Below are 16,875 nucleotides of genomic sequence, written 5' to 3'. Positions count from 1 at the left end.
GGGTTCGCTGCGCTCACCCCAACCTACGGCATTGGGTGATTGCGTTGCACGCCATGACGCCGACGGCGTAGGTTGGCGGTGAGCGCAAGCGAACCCCAACGTTGCGCAACGTTGGGGTTTGCTTCGCAACGTTGGGCATCACTTCGTTCAGCCCAACCTACGGCATTGGGTGATTGCGCTGCACGCCATGACGCCGGCGGCGTAGGTTGGTGGTGAGCGCAAGCGAACCCCAACGTTGCGCAACGTTGGGGTTTACTTCGCAACGTTGGGCATCACTTTGTTCAGCCCAACCTACATAGCAAGGCTTGTTGGGGTGAGCGCAGCTCGCCCCAACGATCAAGCATGCGATCACGGAGATCATCTCGCCGCATCGGTTAATCGCCTGTCCCATCCGTGATTATGTGATCCACATATATGGTAAGTCGCGATTTATTACGCGGCGACCTTAGATAGCCCCGGCATCACACTGTCTACACCAAATAGATCAGAACATCGCCGACGCGATACGACTCTCTCAATACATTTATCGATTATAGGCATGGCGCCACGGATCACAGGCGACCGGTGTCCGCGCAATAATAATATTGATGCCTGAATAATGAAGCGACATAGCTAATGACGCCGCAAATACCCATTCGCCCATGCTGAGGTAAGGCCATGAGTCATAAGCACGATGCTAAAACGACTGACATCCCTTGTAGCTGCGACACCGATGCCGGATCCATTGAATGCCTGCAGCATATGTTTGTGGACATGGTGCAACGCGGGCGCATCGACAAAGGGCAATGTCCCGCCAAGCGACCGGTTTTTCTGCGTTTGCACGGCGTGGCGCACGGACGTTTCGAGATTGCGCCCGGTCTTTCGCCCGATTGGCGCGTGGGCATCTTCAGCCAGCAGGTGACGTATCCCGTATGGGCTCGCTTTTCCAGCGACATCTCCGATGGGCGCCCCGACCTCAACACCACGGTAGGTCTGGGCATCAAACTGTTCGACGTGCCAGGGCAAAAGCTGCTGCCACCGGGCAGCACCTCGCCCACGGCCGATTTCATTCTGCAAAACCATGACGTCTTTTTTGTGGATGACGCCCGCGCCATGTGCGTATTCACCAAGGCATCCTTGACGAGTGAAGAGGAATATCTGAAATGGCGTAAAGAGAACCCCAAGGGCGCGGCCATTCTCGATGCCATGGAAAAGAAGGTTCCCACCGTACTGGGAGAAAACCTATGGAGCGTGATTCCTTTTCGTTTTGGCCCCGAAAAATACTGCAAGTACAAGCTCGAACCCATCGCACCTATTCCAACGGGCCCTAACCCCGATTACAACGACCCTAACTACCTCGGGGTAGATCTGCAGCAGCGCCTGCAACGAGGGGAGGCGCGCTTTCGCTTTATGGTGCAGCCGTATATCGATGAGCAAAAGACGCCGCTCAACAAGGCTACGGATCAGTGGGACGAAAAGGTATCGGTGCCCCAGCATGTGGCCACCTTGACGCTGCCGCAGCAGGATATCGCCGCCCGAGGCCAGTCCGCGTACGGTGAAGCGTTATCGTTCAATCCGTGGCGCACGCTAGCGGAGCACGAGCCGGTCGGCACGATTGCCGACGCCCGCAAGGTGATCTATCAGGCCTCGGCCGAACTTCGCCGCAACGTCAACGGCCAGCCCGATGGCGAACCCCATCTCCCACGCCCGCCCGCGCCGTGGCCGCCTGCACGCGACACCACCATCGTCCGGGCCGCCATTCATCCGGGCATCGGCATCGCGCGGGTCGGCAATAGCCCGGAAGGTTTCTATGTCGGGCCGGAGGTGATTCAACCCGAGCCGCTTAGTGCCGCCGACATGCGCGACAGCACCGGCGCGCTCAAGCGCCAGGCGGCTCTTTTTCGCCTGTATGGCTACAACGCCGCCGGTGAGGTCGTCGCCGAGCTCACCGGCAATAACGCAAAGATCACCTGGCAGGTGCATCTGGCCAATCGCAAGGCACAGTGGTACCAGTTCGATGCTGCGCTGGATATTCCCCAAGCGTACGAATTGAGCCTGCCCTTGCGTAACGCACACATCAAAGGTGCGGCGCGCACTAATTTGGCGATTGACCCCGGCCCGCGCCATATCGAAGGCAGCGACATCAGCGGCCCGGCTTATCGATTCGACAGCGGCATGTTTCAAGGCACCAAGGTGGGTCTCGGCGAGCTGCGCACGGATGCATCGGGACGCCTGCTGGTGCTTGGCGGCCATGGCATATCCGCGTCGCCCGAAGGCAAGCCCATCTACGATCCTGACGACCCCGATACGTTCAACAATGCCGATGGCTGGTACGACGACACCTCGGATGGGCCGGTCAACGCCGCGGTCAGCATTGCCGGCAGGGAGATTCCCGTGGATGCCGCCTGGGTGGTGGTGGCGCCACCCAACTATGCGCCGGACATTATTGGCTGGCGCACGCTTTACGATCTTTTATACGACGCCTACGTGGAGTGCGGCTGGATTGCTTTCCCGGAACAGGTGTCGTTCGTGCGGGACGTGCTGCCCGCGCTGCAACGGCTGAGCAATTTGCAGTGGGTGAACAAGGGTTTTGCCGCGCTGTTCGGACATGGCGGCCAATTCGACTTCGACGATCCGCAGCTACTGACCAAACTTTCTCATCGTCCTGCGGCTGGGCATCCCGATATCTACGGCGAACTTCGCCGCGTGATCTTCAATGCCTTCCGCCCGGTAAATAATCCCGTCGCCGAACCGCGTACCTGGCCGTGGCTTTACGGCGATGCGTTCGGCTCCTTCGAAGATGACGACCCGGAAAACTATCTGCCCCTGTCGCCGGTACGGGCAAGCCTGCTACAGCGTTGGGTCGAAGGAAACTTCGACAATGACTGGCACCCCGACTACCAGCCGCCACATGACTTAAGCCAAGTCGAGCTGGCCGACCGACCCGCCATGCTGGACCAGGCCGCGCTGCACTTCTGCCTGGCCGATGCCTTCCACCCCGGCTGCGAACTGACCTGGCCGATGCGACATAGCAGCATGTATCGGGCGCCTTTCCGCATCCGCGAGCGCCCTGCCGAGCAACCCGTTCCCGAATACGGCCGCAAACTGACCCAGCAAATCGCATTGAGACCCGGCGGCCCGCTTTATGCGCAAGGGGCGGGGGATTTAAGTCGCTGGATGGCGTTGCCCTGGCAAGGCGACACCGCGTTTTGCCGCTCCGGCTATGACGTTGAATACGACCCCTACCTGCCCTCCTTCTGGCCGGCACGGGTGCCCAACCAGGTACTCACCGAGGAGGACTACGCCATCGTTATCAATCCAGACCTTGCGCGAGAGCAACGGCTGGCGGCGTTCCATCGCCGGGCCAACTGGCTGCGCGAACTGTCCGGTTTGCCGCCCGCGCAAATGATGCATATGGTCGAACACTTCGGCGCTATGGGTATTGTCGCGGCGAAGAAAGGCGTGGATGACGATCCGGATTTTCCACCGGTGATCTTTGTCGAGTCGGTGCCAGGCATACCCACACGCACCGCGGCCCTCGCCGCAGGGTTGGACAAAGCATCCGCGCGGACACGCGAAGATCGGCTACGGCTGGCCGGCTGGGAAAACGAGGAGCAACTGGAAGCCTTCCGTCGTCTCGTGCTCAGAAAGAGAAAGCATGAGGACTGATGTCCTGGTGATCGGAGCCGGCCCAGCCGGAGCAGTAGCCGCGCGCGTACTCGCCAAGGCGGGTGCGCGCGCATTGCTGGTCGATGACATTCGCGATACCGACAAGGTGGGAGAAAGCCTGCCGGGAGCGGCACGCCCCCTGCTGCGGGATCTGGGCTTGCTGCCGTGGCTGGCGCAAAGCAAGCCACGTGCATGCGTAGGCAATGTCTCCGCCTGGGGCGATGATGTTTTACGCGCCACTGATTTCATTCGAGATCCCAATGGCTCCGGCTGGCATGTCGACCGACAGCGTTTTGAAGCCAGCCTGCGCGATGCCGCGCAAGAAGCAGGCGCAACATGGCGTACTGCCCGCCTTAAATCGGTGACGCGAGATGAAGCAGGCTGGCAGGTGCAACTGAGTGATGGGGCCCTATGTACCCGCTGGCTGATCGACGCCAGCGGGCGTAGCGGCATCCTCGCGCGCAAGCTTGGTGTGGCGCGGACACGAGACACGCCGATGATTGCGCTTTACGCCATCGGCGAAAACCGGCACGCCGATGAGCGCACGATGGTCGAATCGGTGGAGGACGGATGGTGGTATTGCGCCCCGCTTCCGCAAGGGCGGCGCATCGCTGTGTTGCATGTCGAGGCATCGGATGCCTCGCGGATTTTGCATGAGCCGCATGGCTGGCTCGATCAACTGGCGGCGACTCGCCACATCCGCTTGCTGTGCCCGGCGGATGCCTCATGGTGCCCACCACGGGGCGCGGATGCCGGCGGCGCCTGCCTGCAGCAATGGAGCGGAGATGGCTGGCTCGCCGTCGGCGACGCCGCACTGGCCTTCGACCCGCTCTCGTCCCAGGGCATGTTCAATGCGCTTTACACGGGGTTGCGTGGTGCCCAGGCAGTGATGGGCGTGCTATCCGGCCAGCCCGACGAGCTGGCGCGGTATAGCCATCAACTCTCGAATGTTCGGCAGACCTATTTACGCCACACCCAGTATTTCTACGCGGCGGAACAGCGCTGGAAGCACCGCCCGTTCTGGCGTCGCCGACATGCCGAAGCCACGCAAATGCCGAGAAGTAGGTTGGGTTGAGCGGAGTGATACCCAATGTCGCGCAACGTTGGGGTTCGCTTGCGCTCACCCCAACCTACGGGATGTCTGAGATTTCAATGCAGCAACTCGCCGAGAACGCAAAGAGATGGCCCTCATGGAACAAGTGCGGTGTATTCGCTTTCCACCATTGCGCCGCAGTCGGATCAGCTCGTTGCAAAACATCGATCGCCGCAAGAACGTCAATGGCGTAGACCGGAGTTGGCTGTTCTTCCAATTCACGCTTCAGAAACCGTTTCACGCTTAGCCAGAACCCATGCTTGTTGGCGAGAACACTTCTAGACGCGCTAATAACCGGTTGATCCACGATACGTTCGGCAAGCGGCAAAACCAGGCCGACCCAAGCTTCGCGAATATGGAAAGGCGCATCGCCTGGCGGAACCGACTCGATACGGATTAACCGCATATGAAAATCCTATTCTTGGGATAGGCAGCATGCAATTTTTTGTGGCAGCCAGGGTGTGATATTGAACTCGTTGCGACACGCGGATGTAGGTTGGGTTGAACGAAGTGATACCCAACGTCGCGCAACGTTGGGGTTCGCTGGCGCTCACCCCAACCTACATTGGGAAGATGACCGAAATCGTCGCCTCGGCGTCCTTACCTCTACCGAGGCTCATCGCTATGATCGAGCGATGTCCCATGCTCGCAAGATCGGATTTATCGGCTTCGATGGCGTAAACGCCTTCGATCTTGTGGGCCCGCTTGAGGTGCTCACTACCGCCAATGCCCTAGCTGAAGCTGGCTCGCAGCCCTATGTCGTTGAGGTCCTGGCTGCCGAAGAAAAAGCCTTTCAGGCCGAATCAGGCTTGAGCTTCATACCCACGCGTCGACTTGCCGCCGTGGGCGAACTGGATACGATCGTGATCCCAGGAGGGGCAGGACTGCGACAACCGGAAACCACCCGCAAAGTGGCTCAGTGGCTGACCATGCATGCCGATGGCATCCGCCGCATCAGTAGCGTCTGCACCGGCATCTACGGATTGGCGCCAACCGGCCTTCTGGACGGCCGGCGGGCGACGACTCACTGGCGTTTTTCCGCCGACGTAGCGAGACAGTTCCCGTCGATCCAGTTGGAGCCGGACAAGATCTATGTCAGCGATGGGCCATTCCATACATCCGGCGGCATCTCTTCGGGCATCGACTTGGCGTTAGCCTGGGTCGAGCAAGATCTTGGCTCTCGCATGGCGTTATCGGTCGCTCGGGAGATGGTCGTTTTTCTCAAGCGATCCGGCGGACAGCGTCAATACTCCGAACCCTTGCGATTCCAGAGCCATACCACCGAGCCACTGGCGAATCTTGCGGCGTGGCTGGTCGAGCGGCTACACGAAGCATTGCCGATCGAACGGCTTGCCGAACAAGCCAGCCTGAGTACCCGGCAGTTTGCACGGGCTTTTCGCGCCGCTTTCCAGACAAGTCCCGCGGCATATATCAGCCAATTGAGAATGGACCGCGCACGCACCGCGCTTATCGAATCCACCGCCCCCATCAGCCAGATAGCGTATTCGGTCGGCTATGCAAGTGACGATGTGTTCCGGCGGGCTTTTGAGCGTGAATTCGGCATCACTCCCTCCGATTACAGAAAGCGCTTCGGACAAGAGTAAGGACAGCACATGACAGGCCGGTGGATGCTTTCCTTGACAGCGATGAGTTGCATAGCGAGTGCGGCGGCTACCTCGCACCCACCCGATGTCGATGCCGTTTTCGCAGATATCAAGCCGAACGCGCCAGGCTGCGCCGTAGGTGTACAACGTGCAGGCGAGCTTCTCTACACGAAGGGGTATGGAGCGGCAGATCTACAAAGTCATGCAGCGATTACGCCCATGAAGCGTTTCTATATCGGCTCGACCACAAAGCAATTCACCGCCGCCATAGCGGCCATGCTCATCCAGCAAAACGTGCTGTCACCAGGAATGTCCGTACGGCATTATTTGCCTGATATGCCGGTGTTTATGGCAGACGTAACCATCGATGACCTGATCCACCATACCAGCGGCATCCGAGACTACACCGCGCTCAGCGAGCTGGCTGGCCGAGACATCGCGACACAATCCGATGATGCAATTATTGCGCAGGCCAAGCATCAGCTCGGATTGGATTTCACCCCCGGAACGCAGTTTTCCTACTCAAGTACAAACTACGTCTTGCTCGCGAGAATCCTTGAGCGCACGAGCGGCCTATCGCTCGATCAACTCCTGGCAGCGCGGATTTTCACACCGCTGGGCATGACGAAGACACTGTTATGGACGGATTTAAAACATCCCCCGACGGGCATGGCGCGAGGCTATGTACCGCTGGAGGATAACGGCTTCAAGCCATTGCGATTTGATGCATTGGCGCGCGGCGGCACGGGCATGGTGACCACGGTCGGCGACCTTCTCCGGTGGGAGGAAACCTTGCAGCACGCCAGCAATCCGCCCTGGCCGACACTGCGCAAACAAATGCTGACGAAAGGAAAACTTCGATCGGGAGAATCCATCCCCTACGGTTATGGCATTGAGCTGGAGACTTGGCATGGCGCGCCTGTTGAGCAACATGGCGGGAGCTTTGAGGGCTGGAAGGCACAGCTCCTTTACCTGCCCCACGAAGACCTGACTGTCGCTCTGCTATGCAACGATGGCGGCGCCAAGCAAAGCATGATGGCCCGTAAAGTCGCGCAGCTATTCATGCCCCACGAGACATCCCATTCTCAACAAATCCGGCCTCAACAAACCACATCGCAAGAGTCGCTCTATGCAGGGGTTTATGTTTCGGCAAACCGCCGCGCCATGCGTGTGATCCAATTTGACGATGCTCATCTGCGCATGCTCGATGCCTCCTCGTCGGGCGTGTTGCTCGATCCTGTCGGGACAGGCTATCGAACCCAAGGCGGCGCCGAGATACATTTCGTCCGCACTGGAAATGGCTACGATCTCGTTGAAAGCATGAACCATACGCGTCAAGCATTCTTGCCATTGCTAGCTCCGGCGCGGGTAAATCCGCTGGGCTATACGGGGCTCTTCCGAAGTACTGAACTGGCGGCCGATTTTCGCTTCAGGGCGGTAGCGGACAAGCTGGTGCTTGAGCATCCCGCATGGGGGCGCGTCCCCTTATCGACAGAGGGCGAAGATGCCTATGGCGCAAAGGGATATCTTTTCCTGTTCGAGCGAAACCGTACGGGTCAGATCACGACCATGCGTGTAACTGGCGGCGGCCTCTGGATGATGGTCTTTAAGCGGCAGGGCGAATAGCACAAGCATCATCGATGCGATTCAAATATTGCCTGGCGTCACGCCGAGCAAGCGCCGCATCCACCGCGCCATATGGCTCTGGTGAGAGAAACCTGCCGCCAATGCGACCTCGCTGGCCGGCAACGATCGATTCAACAGCAAGACACGCGCCTTCTCCACGCGGCGACTCACCACGTACTGATGTATCGAGGTGCCTCTTTTCGACTTGAACTCACGCTGCAAGTAGGACCGGCTGACACCCGCCACATCAGCCAACTGACTGAGCGAAAGGGGCGTATCCAAGTGGGCCTCGATGAAATCGACTATGCGTTGAATCTGCAACGCGGAAAGGCCTTCGCGGGTCGGCTTCAACGGCCCTGTATGACGTGCCAGCAACTGCACGGCAAGCGCAACACCGAGACTATCCATGTACAAGCGACCACCAGGCGAACCGGCACTATGTTCGGCATCGATGGCCAGGACGAGATGGGTCAGGCCCTCCTCCTGGAGCAGGTGCCGGGTCTCCACAGCGGTGCGTGCACCGCATACATGCATTTCGTCCGCCACACGTTGGAGAAAACCAATCGGCACGCGTACTTCGAGCGAATCGCTTCTTTCATCCGCATCGAAGCCACCGATGCTTTGCGCCGGGGTGAGATCGATGTCCCCACGCAAGCGCATAAAGCTCAGACCAGACTCCCAGCAGGTCGTCAATGTGCGTTTGCTGAGATGCAAGCTCACGCGGTGATCTGCGATCTCCGGGAGATCGACGCGTCCAGCCGGGCTGGAGCGGCGGACGACCTGAATACCGGCGGGCGGCCAGAGATCGGACGAATTGAGCATGTGCCGCACTTTATCGCGATGGCTTGGCTTATGTCAGCCATGCCCAAACCGCAAAGTGGAATGTGCTGTTTGCCAGCGCCGAATGTGCGCGACGATAGCAATGGTTGACGGTACAAAGCCGCGTATCGTTCAACCGCGAGCTACCCTCCATGCATCAAGCCAAGAAACTCATTGTCGGCGCCGGCCCTACCGGCATGCTGACCGCTCAAGCGCTTGCTGCGGAAGGCGATGAAGTCATCATCGTCTCTCGCAACCCGCGTCCCACGCTTCCGGGCATCCATCATGTGGCAGTGGATGCCACCGATGTCGCCGCGCTGACCAAGCTCGCCGGCGGTGTTTCGACGATCTTCAACTGCGCGATGCCACGTTACGACCGATGGCCGCAAGAATTCCCGCCGATAGCGGCGGCCGTGCTTCGGGCCGCAGAAGTCTCGGGTGCCGATCTCGTGACGCTGAGCAATGTTTATGGATATGGCCAGGTGGCCGGGCCAATGACCGAATCCTTGCCGATGGCGCCACAGACCGTCAAAGGTCGCGTGCGCGCAACGATGTGGGAAGACGCGCTCGCCAGCCGCGCCCGAGTGACCGAAGTACGCGCAAGTGACTATCTGGGCCGCGATGCGCTATCGCTCTATACGTTAATGACACTTCCGGGCGTTATCAGCGGCCAACCCACTCACTTTCTGGGCGACCTGGATGCTTTGCACAGTTGGACATATACACGTGATGTCGCACGGACTTTAATTTCTGCTTCGCGCGCTGATGGAGCATGGGGGCGCGCCTGGCACGCTCCCTCCAACGACCTCTCGGTTCGTGCCTTGTCTATTCGTATCGCCGAAATCGCCGCCGCACCGCCGCCGATACTGACGCGGTTATCGACGGACGAATGGCAGGCTCTCGCCGCTAGCGATCCGATCGCACGCGAGGTCATCGAGATGGCCTATCTCTATGATCTCCCCTGCGTCCTGGATTCAGCCGCCACGGAACAGGCGCTTGGCGTAAAGGCCACGCCTATCGATGATGTAATTCGCGATGCCCTCGGCAGATGAGGGCTGATGTTGGGGTTCGCTTTGCTCACCCCAACCTACCATCGTGACGCTTGTCGTAGGTTGGGGTGAGCGCAAGCGAACCCCAACGTGATGGCCTAATGTCGTTGGCCTCACGTCGATGACCTAACGTCATTGGCCCGGCATTACCGGCGAGGTAGATTGGGTGTGGCGACGTTGGGGTTCGCTTTGCTCACCCCAACCTACGACGCTAAAGTGCGGTCCATGCACATAAGAGCATTTGTCGAAAACGACTGGGCCCACGTCTGGCCTATCGTGCGTGATGTCGTACAGGCACGGGAGACATTCCCCTTCGATCCGGCCATGACCACGACGCAGGCGCACAGCCTATGGATCGAGATGCCGCCGGGGCTGACCGTGGTCGCAGTGGATGGCGATCGCGTGCTTGGCACCGCCAAAATGGCAACGAATCGCCCCGGCCCAGGATCGCATGTGTCGAGCGCAAGCTTTATGGTCGCAGCCGATGCTCGAGGGCGCGGCGTAGGTACGGCGTTATGCCGGTTTGCGCTGGACTGGGCACGAGAATGCGGATACGCGGGGATGCAGTTCAATGCCGTGGTCGAGTCCAATCGCTCGGCCGTCGAACTTTATCAGCGGCTAGGCTTCCACATCGTCGGCACGGTTCCCGGCGCCTTCGAGCACCCTACGCTGGGCCGCGTTGGGCTCCACATCATGTACTGCGACTTTAGCCTGCGTAGGTTGGGGTGAGCGCAAGCGAACCCCAACGTCGTTGGCCTGACGTCGATAGCCTGACGTCGATGGCTTAACGTCATTGGCCCGGCATTACCGGTTAGGTAGATTGGGTTTGGCTACGTTGGGGTTCGCTTTGCTCACCCCAACCTACGACGCCTTACGCGATCTCTTAACTTATGCGCGCGGTCATGGTGAGCCGACATCATCGCGTTTTTCGTTGGCTAGCGGGCGCGCGTATTGCACCAGTGACATGAGCGTTTTGCCAGGCTCTTCGTTCATCACTTCGTGTGCGGAGTTCTCGAACCAGACCAGCCGCTTCGAGGGTGCCTGTACTTTCTGGAACCAGGCCTCGCCGAGGCTGGATGAGACATTGTGGTCGTGTCGGCCCAGGAACAGGATGAGCGGACAGTCGAGCCGCTTGATGCTGCTGAGGTCCAGCGTGAGCGCGTGATTGAGCAGTTTGCCGAGCGAATAGTCGCTGGCCTCGCCAATCAGCTCGACGTCGCGGTCGGTGTATTCCGGCGATAGCGACATGGCGGCACTCTCGGCCTGGCCACCGGTTCGGCCATACACCATACCGCCGAACTGATTAAGCCATTTTCTCTGAATCATCAGATTTTTGAGGGGCACTGGCTTGGTTCCTTCGGCGTACGGAGCGAGGGATTGCAGCTCTTTAATCGCCTGGGTGTTGCCCGCCTTATGTGCCTCGTCCATGGCGAATTGCCAGCCTTGGCGCTCGCTTTCCGGCATGTTGGTCATCTGGCCGATGCCGATATAGGCGTACAGCCAGCCGGGATGCCGCCGGGCCACTTCAAGCCCAAGATACGAACCCCATGAATGGCCGAGTACGAAGATCTTCTCCTTGCCGAACGCTTTCCTGAGCCAGCCGACCATCTCTTCGGTATCGGCGATCATGCGCTCGGGGGTGAGGGTCGGGGCAACGGCGGCGGGGTCGTTGGCTGCATAGGTACTGCCGGCACCACGTTGATCCCACTGCACCACCGTGAAGTATTCCTCCCAGCCTCGCTGGAAGTACCAGCTCGTCGGCATCGACACCCAGCCGGGCCCACCGTGCACCATGAGAAGGATGGGATTGTGCCTGTCGTTACCACGAATGCTGATCCACTGATCGATCCCGCCGATGCGGATCTTCTCGTGCCGCTCCACGCCATCGGGAGTCACGATGCGGCGCATGTCGGCGATGATTTTCACGGCTTCAGCCCGATTGCTTGGCGATGGCTGCTCTTGCGCTCGCAAGCCCGACGCGCTGACACATAGACCAAACATAGCAATAAGCGATAGAAATCCAGGACGCATGGGTACTCTCTTTGATGGAAACCACAATGTGAAAGACAGCGCGGCCACGCCGCGTTACTGATCGCGAGTGACCTCTACCGGCGCCGCATCCCCTGCTTTTTGTGCCAGCGGCAAGGCGTCGGTTACCAGGTGCGTCAAGAACCGGCCTGGCTGCTCCTGCATAATCATGTGTGCCGAGTCGGCAAACATCACCAATCGCTTCGACGGTGCATGAATATCGCCGAACCATTTTTCCGTCAGCTCGTGCGCCGTGGTGTAGTCGTGCTGCCCCACGTACACGATCACCGGACACTCAAAGTGTGTGACATGGTCGAAATCGGCCGATAGCAGTGCCGGAAGCAGATGGTTCAGTGAAAACAGGCTGCCCTTGCCGATAGCGTCGAGGTCTTGCTTGCTGTAATCGGGTGACAACTCTTCGGCATCGCCTTCGAACTGAAAGTCGTGACGCCCATAGGCAAGGCCGCCGTAATACATCTCCCATTGGCTGCGCACGCCAACGCGATCGATGGTCAGCTTGGTACCCGGATAGGGTGCGATGGCTTGCAGTTCGCTTACGGCTTTGTCGTTGCCCTGTGCCGTTGCTTCATGCAAGGCAAAGGCGTAGCCAAGCTCCTCGTTGCGATGCCCATTCACGACCTGGCCCACTGAAATATAGGCGTAGAACCAATCAGGATGTAGCTGAGCCAAGTGCACACCCAGTACGGTTCCCCAGGAATGCCCCAGCAGGAATACCTTCTGCTTGTCATAGCGTTGACGCAGGTACTGCACCACTTGCGCGGCATCGTCCGTCATGCCGTCGACGGTCATGCCCGGCGCCATCGCCTGCTCGGTGTTGGCGGCATAGGTTTTGCCCGCGCCACGCTGATCCCATTGCACCACGGTGAAGTAATCCTCCCACGGCGTCTGAAACGTATAGCTTTCCGGCATCGCCGGAGAGGCCGGGCCACCATGCAGGAACAGCAGGATCGGGTTGCGCCGATCCTTACCGCGAATCGACAGCCATTGATCGATACCGCCGATGCGCACCTTGACCGTCTCATCGATGCCACGGGGCGAAACGATCTGGCGATTGCCGGCGAGGATGCGCGTGACCTCGTCGCGCGACATTAAAGGCGATTGACCCTGGGGCGATTGAACTTGGGGCGATTGACCCTGGGCCGGCACAGTCGCACTGGATGCATCCGCCGACGCCACGGCAGCGACAGCCAGTGCCAGTATGAAAAGAAGGGGTCTGCGCAACATAGTCTACGAAGCTCTCCGGGTAGGGATATCTGGCAACCCGCCGAAGCCAGCGAATCGGGCGAAAGCGGGAGTGACGATAGCCTGCGAACGCACACGCATCGTTGTATCGAGCCAGAGCAAACTATGTGCCAGCGAGCAACCCGCGACCGAATCAAGTCATTTCAAGCGCTTGTTGGTCGGCCGTGGATACACGCCGGCGTCCGCGGACAGATTCGCGGACGTCCGCACTCATCTGAGAAACCTGGTTGAGCAGGCGATGGCGCCGGGCATGACTTTTGTCCCACGCGGCTGAAGCGGCACGCGCGCTATAAGTGCATGATCGGGGCGATCAGAACCGGGCGCCATCGCGCACGACCATCAACCCTTGGGGGAGTAAAACGGCATGACACGATTGAAGATGCAGCCACTCTTGCTGGCGGCATGCTTGCTGGCGACGTTCGGCAGTGCCATGGCGACCGACAAGGAGAGTCATGACGAAGGCGGCATGCTTGGGTTCACCCCACGTGGCGCGAACGAGCAGCAAGACCTGGAGCAGCGCTTTGATGCGCAACTCGATCCCGCCGACCAGCGCGCCTGGCTCAAGCAGATGTCGTCCGAACCCAATCACGTGGGCTCGCCGCACGACAAGGCCAATGCCGAGTTCATGCTGGCCAAGTTTCGCGAGTGGGGCTGGGACGCGCACATCGAGACCTTCAGCGTGCTGTACCCCACGCCCAAAAAGGTGGCGCTGGAACTACTAGGCCCTCACCCCTATACCGCCACATTGAATGAGCCGGCAGTGGCCGGCGATGCGACCTCAGGGATCAAGGACGGCGTACTGCCGCCTTACAACATCTACGGCGGTGACGGTGACGTCAGCGCGGAGCTGGTCTACGTCAACTACGGTATGCCGGACGACTATAAGGAGCTGGCACGGCACGGTATCGACGTGCGCGGCAAGATCGTCATCACACGCTACGGCGCCGGCTGGCGCGGACTCAAGCCCAAGCTCGCGCAAGAGCACGGTGCGATCGGCTGCCTGATCTACTCCGACCCGCGTGATGACGGTTACGCCCAGGGCGAGGCCTACCCGGAAGGTGGCTGGCGTCCGGCCGACGCTGTGCAGCGCGGCTCGGTGGCGGATATGCAGCAGTATCCGGGTGACCCGTTGACGCCGGGTATCGGCTCGACGCCGGGCGCCAAGCGACTGGCACTCAAAGATGCGAAAACCATTTTAAAGATCCCGGTGCTGCCGATCTCCTATGCCGATGCCACGCCCCTGCTGCAATCGTTGACGGGGCCGGTAGCGCCATCCGGCTGGCGCGGCTCGCTGCCGCTGACCTATCACATCGGCCCCAGCACGGCCCCGGTGCATCTGGCCGTGCAATCGGACTGGGGACAAAAGCCGGTCTATGACGTGATTGCCACGCTTAAAGGCTCCACCGAGCCCGACCAGTGGATCGTGCGCGGCAACCATCACGACGGCTGGGTATTCGGCGCATGGGACCCGCTCGCCGGCAATGTCGCGCTGATGGCCGAGGCCAAGGCCATCGGTGCGCTCTATAAAGAGGGCTGGCGGCCCAAGCGCACTCTGGTCTACGCCAGTTGGGACGGCGAAGAGGCAGGTCTGCTCGGCTCGACCGAATGGGCCGAGACGCACGCCACGGAGTTGCAGCGCAAGGCCGTGCTTTATCTCAATTCGGACACCAATGGCCGCGGCACGCTGAATGCTGAAGGCAGTCATTCGCTGCAGCATCTGGTCAATCAGGTAGCCAACGGTGTCACCGACCCGGAAACCAAGGCCAGCGTGCGCGAGCGCATGCGTGCACGCGTGCTGGTAAGCGGCTACTCCAAGGAGGCCAAACCCGAGGCCGGCGAGATAGCCAAAGTAGCGGCACAGGGTGGCGATGTGCCGATCGGCGCGCTGGGCTCGGGCTCCGACTACAGCGCGTTCCTGCAGCATCTGGGTATTGCCTCGCTCGACCTCGGCTTCGGCGGTGAGGACGACAATCCCGGCATCTACCACTCACGCTACGACTCGTTCGATCACTACGTACGTTTCGGCGACCCCACGTTTGAGTACGGCGTTACTCTGTCCAAAGTCGCCGGTCACATCGTGCTGCGCACCGCCGATGCCAGCGTGGTGCCACTGCGCTTTAGCGATTTCAGCGTCACACTGGATCGCTACGTCGATGATATTCACAAGCTGGTCGACGACACCCGCAAGAGCACCGATCAACAACATCAGTTGCTCGACCAGCATGCGTTTGCGCTCGTTTCCGACCCGACCCGGCCGATGGCGCCGCCGGCTCGCGACTCTGACGTGCCCAACATCGATCTTGCACCGCTGGACCAGGCCGCAAAGCAGCTCAAGCAGAGCGCGCAAGCCTACGACACCGCATATAACGCACGCGCCACGGCCGGCTTCAACATGTCCGAAGCACAGCGGCGGCAGTTGAATGCGTTGATGGGGCGCATGGAGCAAGCGCTAAGCGACCCCTCCGGCTTGCCCGAGCGCCCATGGTTCAAGCACATGATTTATGCACCGGGCATGTTGACCGGCTACGAAGTGAAAACGGTGCCGGGCGTACGCGAAGCACTGGAGGCACGCCGCTGGGCTGAAGCGAATCAGTACGCGACGGTCACCGCCAAGGTACTCGACCGCTACCGCACGCAACTCGATCTGCTGACCGAGCTGTTGAAGAAGCCGTCGTAATGCATCGACCGAACGGGATCGCCATCAAGAGCAGGTGATCCACGGCCGATTCACCGCAGTAAAACCGAAGTTGCTTTGAAGCAGATGTTGCATGAGCGGGTAGCCAAACAGTTGGCGGAACCACTGTTTGAATTGTCACTGATGAAACCAGGGAGTCCCATGAAAAGCATCGAGCACTTTGAAACCAACAGCCACCAGCGCCGCGCGGCTCTCTCCGTGTGGGGCATGGCTATTGCCGCAGCGCTGAGCCTCTATGGCATGACCGCACTCACTACCGCGCAGGCGCAAGGCACCACCGCATCCATTTTTGGCCAGGCCCCTGCCGGCGCAACCGTAACGGTACACAGCACGACCGGAGTGCGCCGTCATGCCACGGTCGATGCCAAGGGGCACTACCTCATCAAACCGCTATCTCTTAGCGTTTATACGGTGATGCTGGAGAAGGATGGAAAAACCATCGAGACGCGCTCGAACATTCCACTGACGGTGGGCGGCGGGGCCGAGGTTGATTTTGCTTGCCCCAACGATCAATGCGCAGCGCCTGAAGGCAGTTAACCGCACCAGCCACGCTGAGCCTGCCGCCGGCGGGGGCGTGTTTCTGCGTTGCAAAATCTCGGATAGAGCCATGGCAGTGACAGCAGGTCGATCCGTCATCACGTGAATCAGCGGCATGCCCGGCACTGAAAGGTGCTGGGCATGTCGCTATGAGCCGCTTCAATCGCTTCGCTTACTTAATGCGCACGACATGCAAAGCATTCGAGCCACGAGAGCGCAGGACGATTACTCCTCGACCGCTTCCTCTTCCTCCTCCTCTTCTTCCTCGCCCTCCCCTTCTTCAAACGCCTCCAGCGTTTCAACACGCAGGAAATTCTCGGCGTCATCAGCGAAATCAATGACATTCTCGTTGGCGCACATGGGTCGGACGTCGCGGCGCTTCACGCCATTCTCGACCGTCTCTACCAGCGCAAAGCAGACAATGGGCTCGGCACTTTCTTCGCCATCCATGTTATAGACGGCCACCCAATCGGTGGCGGGCATGATTTGAACAATGGTTTCTTGGTCCGACAT

General features: G+C 59.9%; 13 protein-coding genes. 8 read left to right on the top strand and 5 right to left on the bottom strand.

Translation table 11 applies throughout. The features are described from left to right. Positions 1 to 657: 657 nt before the first annotated feature. Both DVJ77_RS09870 and DVJ77_RS09865 read left to right on the top strand, forming a co-directional pair. On the top strand, positions 658 to 3,648 hold the full coding sequence (locus DVJ77_RS09870; protein ID WP_114845352.1) for a LodA/GoxA family CTQ-dependent oxidase: 2,991 nt from the start codon (positions 658 to 660) through the stop codon (positions 3,646 to 3,648). After that, positions 3,638 to 4,723 (top strand): tryptophan 7-halogenase, encoded by a 1,086-nt coding sequence (locus tag DVJ77_RS09865; protein WP_114845351.1) that lies wholly within the window; start codon positions 3,638 to 3,640, stop codon positions 4,721 to 4,723. Before DVJ77_RS09870 ends, DVJ77_RS09865 begins: the two co-directional genes overlap by 11 nt. Positions 4,724 to 4,778: 55 nt before the next feature. On the opposite strand, the gene DVJ77_RS09860 is transcribed toward DVJ77_RS09865, so the two are convergent. Continuing rightward, a complete protein-coding gene (locus DVJ77_RS09860) occupies positions 4,779 to 5,147 on the bottom strand; it encodes a hypothetical protein (protein ID WP_114845350.1) in 369 nt (122 codons plus the stop codon). Between the two features lie 229 nt (positions 5,148 to 5,376). Here DVJ77_RS09860 and DVJ77_RS09855 point away from each other — a divergent pair, with 229 nt between their 5' ends. Continuing rightward, positions 5,377 to 6,345, top strand: coding sequence for a GlxA family transcriptional regulator (locus DVJ77_RS09855; RefSeq protein ID WP_114845349.1), 969 nt, complete (start codon positions 5,377 to 5,379; stop codon positions 6,343 to 6,345). 9 nt (positions 6,346 to 6,354) lie between these two features. Next, the gene (locus DVJ77_RS09850; RefSeq protein WP_114845348.1) at positions 6,355 to 7,971 is read left to right on the top strand and encodes a serine hydrolase domain-containing protein; all 1,617 of its coding nucleotides are present in this window, start codon (positions 6,355 to 6,357) and stop codon (positions 7,969 to 7,971) included. A gap of 21 nt (positions 7,972 to 7,992) precedes the next feature. Here the strand turns inward: DVJ77_RS09850 and DVJ77_RS09845 are convergent, their stop codons facing one another. Next, entirely contained in the window at positions 7,993 to 8,793 is an 801-nt protein-coding gene (locus DVJ77_RS09845) for a helix-turn-helix transcriptional regulator (RefSeq protein WP_114845347.1), read from the bottom strand. Between the two features lie 149 nt (positions 8,794 to 8,942). On the opposite strand from DVJ77_RS09845, the gene DVJ77_RS09840 reads away from it, so the two are divergent. After that, positions 8,943 to 9,842, top strand: a complete 900-nt coding sequence (locus DVJ77_RS09840; protein WP_114845708.1) for an NAD-dependent epimerase/dehydratase family protein — start codon at positions 8,943 to 8,945, stop codon at positions 9,840 to 9,842. Between the two features lie 222 nt (positions 9,843 to 10,064). Further along, a complete protein-coding gene (locus tag DVJ77_RS09835; RefSeq protein WP_114845707.1) occupies positions 10,065 to 10,568 on the top strand; it encodes a GNAT family N-acetyltransferase in 504 nt (167 codons plus the stop codon). A gap of 171 nt (positions 10,569 to 10,739) precedes the next feature. Here the strand turns inward: DVJ77_RS09835 and DVJ77_RS09830 are convergent, their stop codons facing one another. Beyond that, the gene (locus DVJ77_RS09830) at positions 10,740 to 11,870 is read right to left on the bottom strand and encodes an alpha/beta hydrolase (protein WP_225427929.1); all 1,131 of its coding nucleotides are present in this window, start codon (positions 11,868 to 11,870) and stop codon (positions 10,740 to 10,742) included. A gap of 54 nt (positions 11,871 to 11,924) precedes the next feature. Then, positions 11,925 to 12,977 (bottom strand): alpha/beta fold hydrolase, encoded by a 1,053-nt coding sequence (locus DVJ77_RS09825; protein WP_225427928.1) that lies wholly within the window; start codon positions 12,975 to 12,977, stop codon positions 11,925 to 11,927. A gap of 517 nt (positions 12,978 to 13,494) precedes the next feature. Here DVJ77_RS09825 and DVJ77_RS09820 point away from each other — a divergent pair. Further along, the gene (locus DVJ77_RS09820; protein WP_114845344.1) at positions 13,495 to 15,807 is read left to right on the top strand and encodes a transferrin receptor-like dimerization domain-containing protein; all 2,313 of its coding nucleotides are present in this window, start codon (positions 13,495 to 13,497) and stop codon (positions 15,805 to 15,807) included. 159 nt (positions 15,808 to 15,966) lie between these two features. Continuing rightward, the gene (locus DVJ77_RS09815; RefSeq protein ID WP_225427927.1) at positions 15,967 to 16,362 is read left to right on the top strand and encodes a carboxypeptidase-like regulatory domain-containing protein; all 396 of its coding nucleotides are present in this window, start codon (positions 15,967 to 15,969) and stop codon (positions 16,360 to 16,362) included. A 225-nt stretch (positions 16,363 to 16,587) separates the two neighbouring features. Here the strand turns inward: DVJ77_RS09815 and DVJ77_RS09810 are convergent, their stop codons facing one another. Then, positions 16,588 to 16,875, bottom strand: a complete 288-nt coding sequence (locus DVJ77_RS09810) for a hypothetical protein (protein ID WP_114845343.1) — start codon at positions 16,873 to 16,875, stop codon at positions 16,588 to 16,590.

It is taken from the genome of Dyella tabacisoli, assembly GCF_003350925.1.
GTDB classification, from domain to species: Bacteria; Pseudomonadota; Gammaproteobacteria; order Xanthomonadales; family Rhodanobacteraceae; genus Dyella_C; species Dyella_C tabacisoli.
Note: the sequence above shows the minus strand (reverse complement) of the source record. Positions and strands in the feature narration are given on the sequence as shown.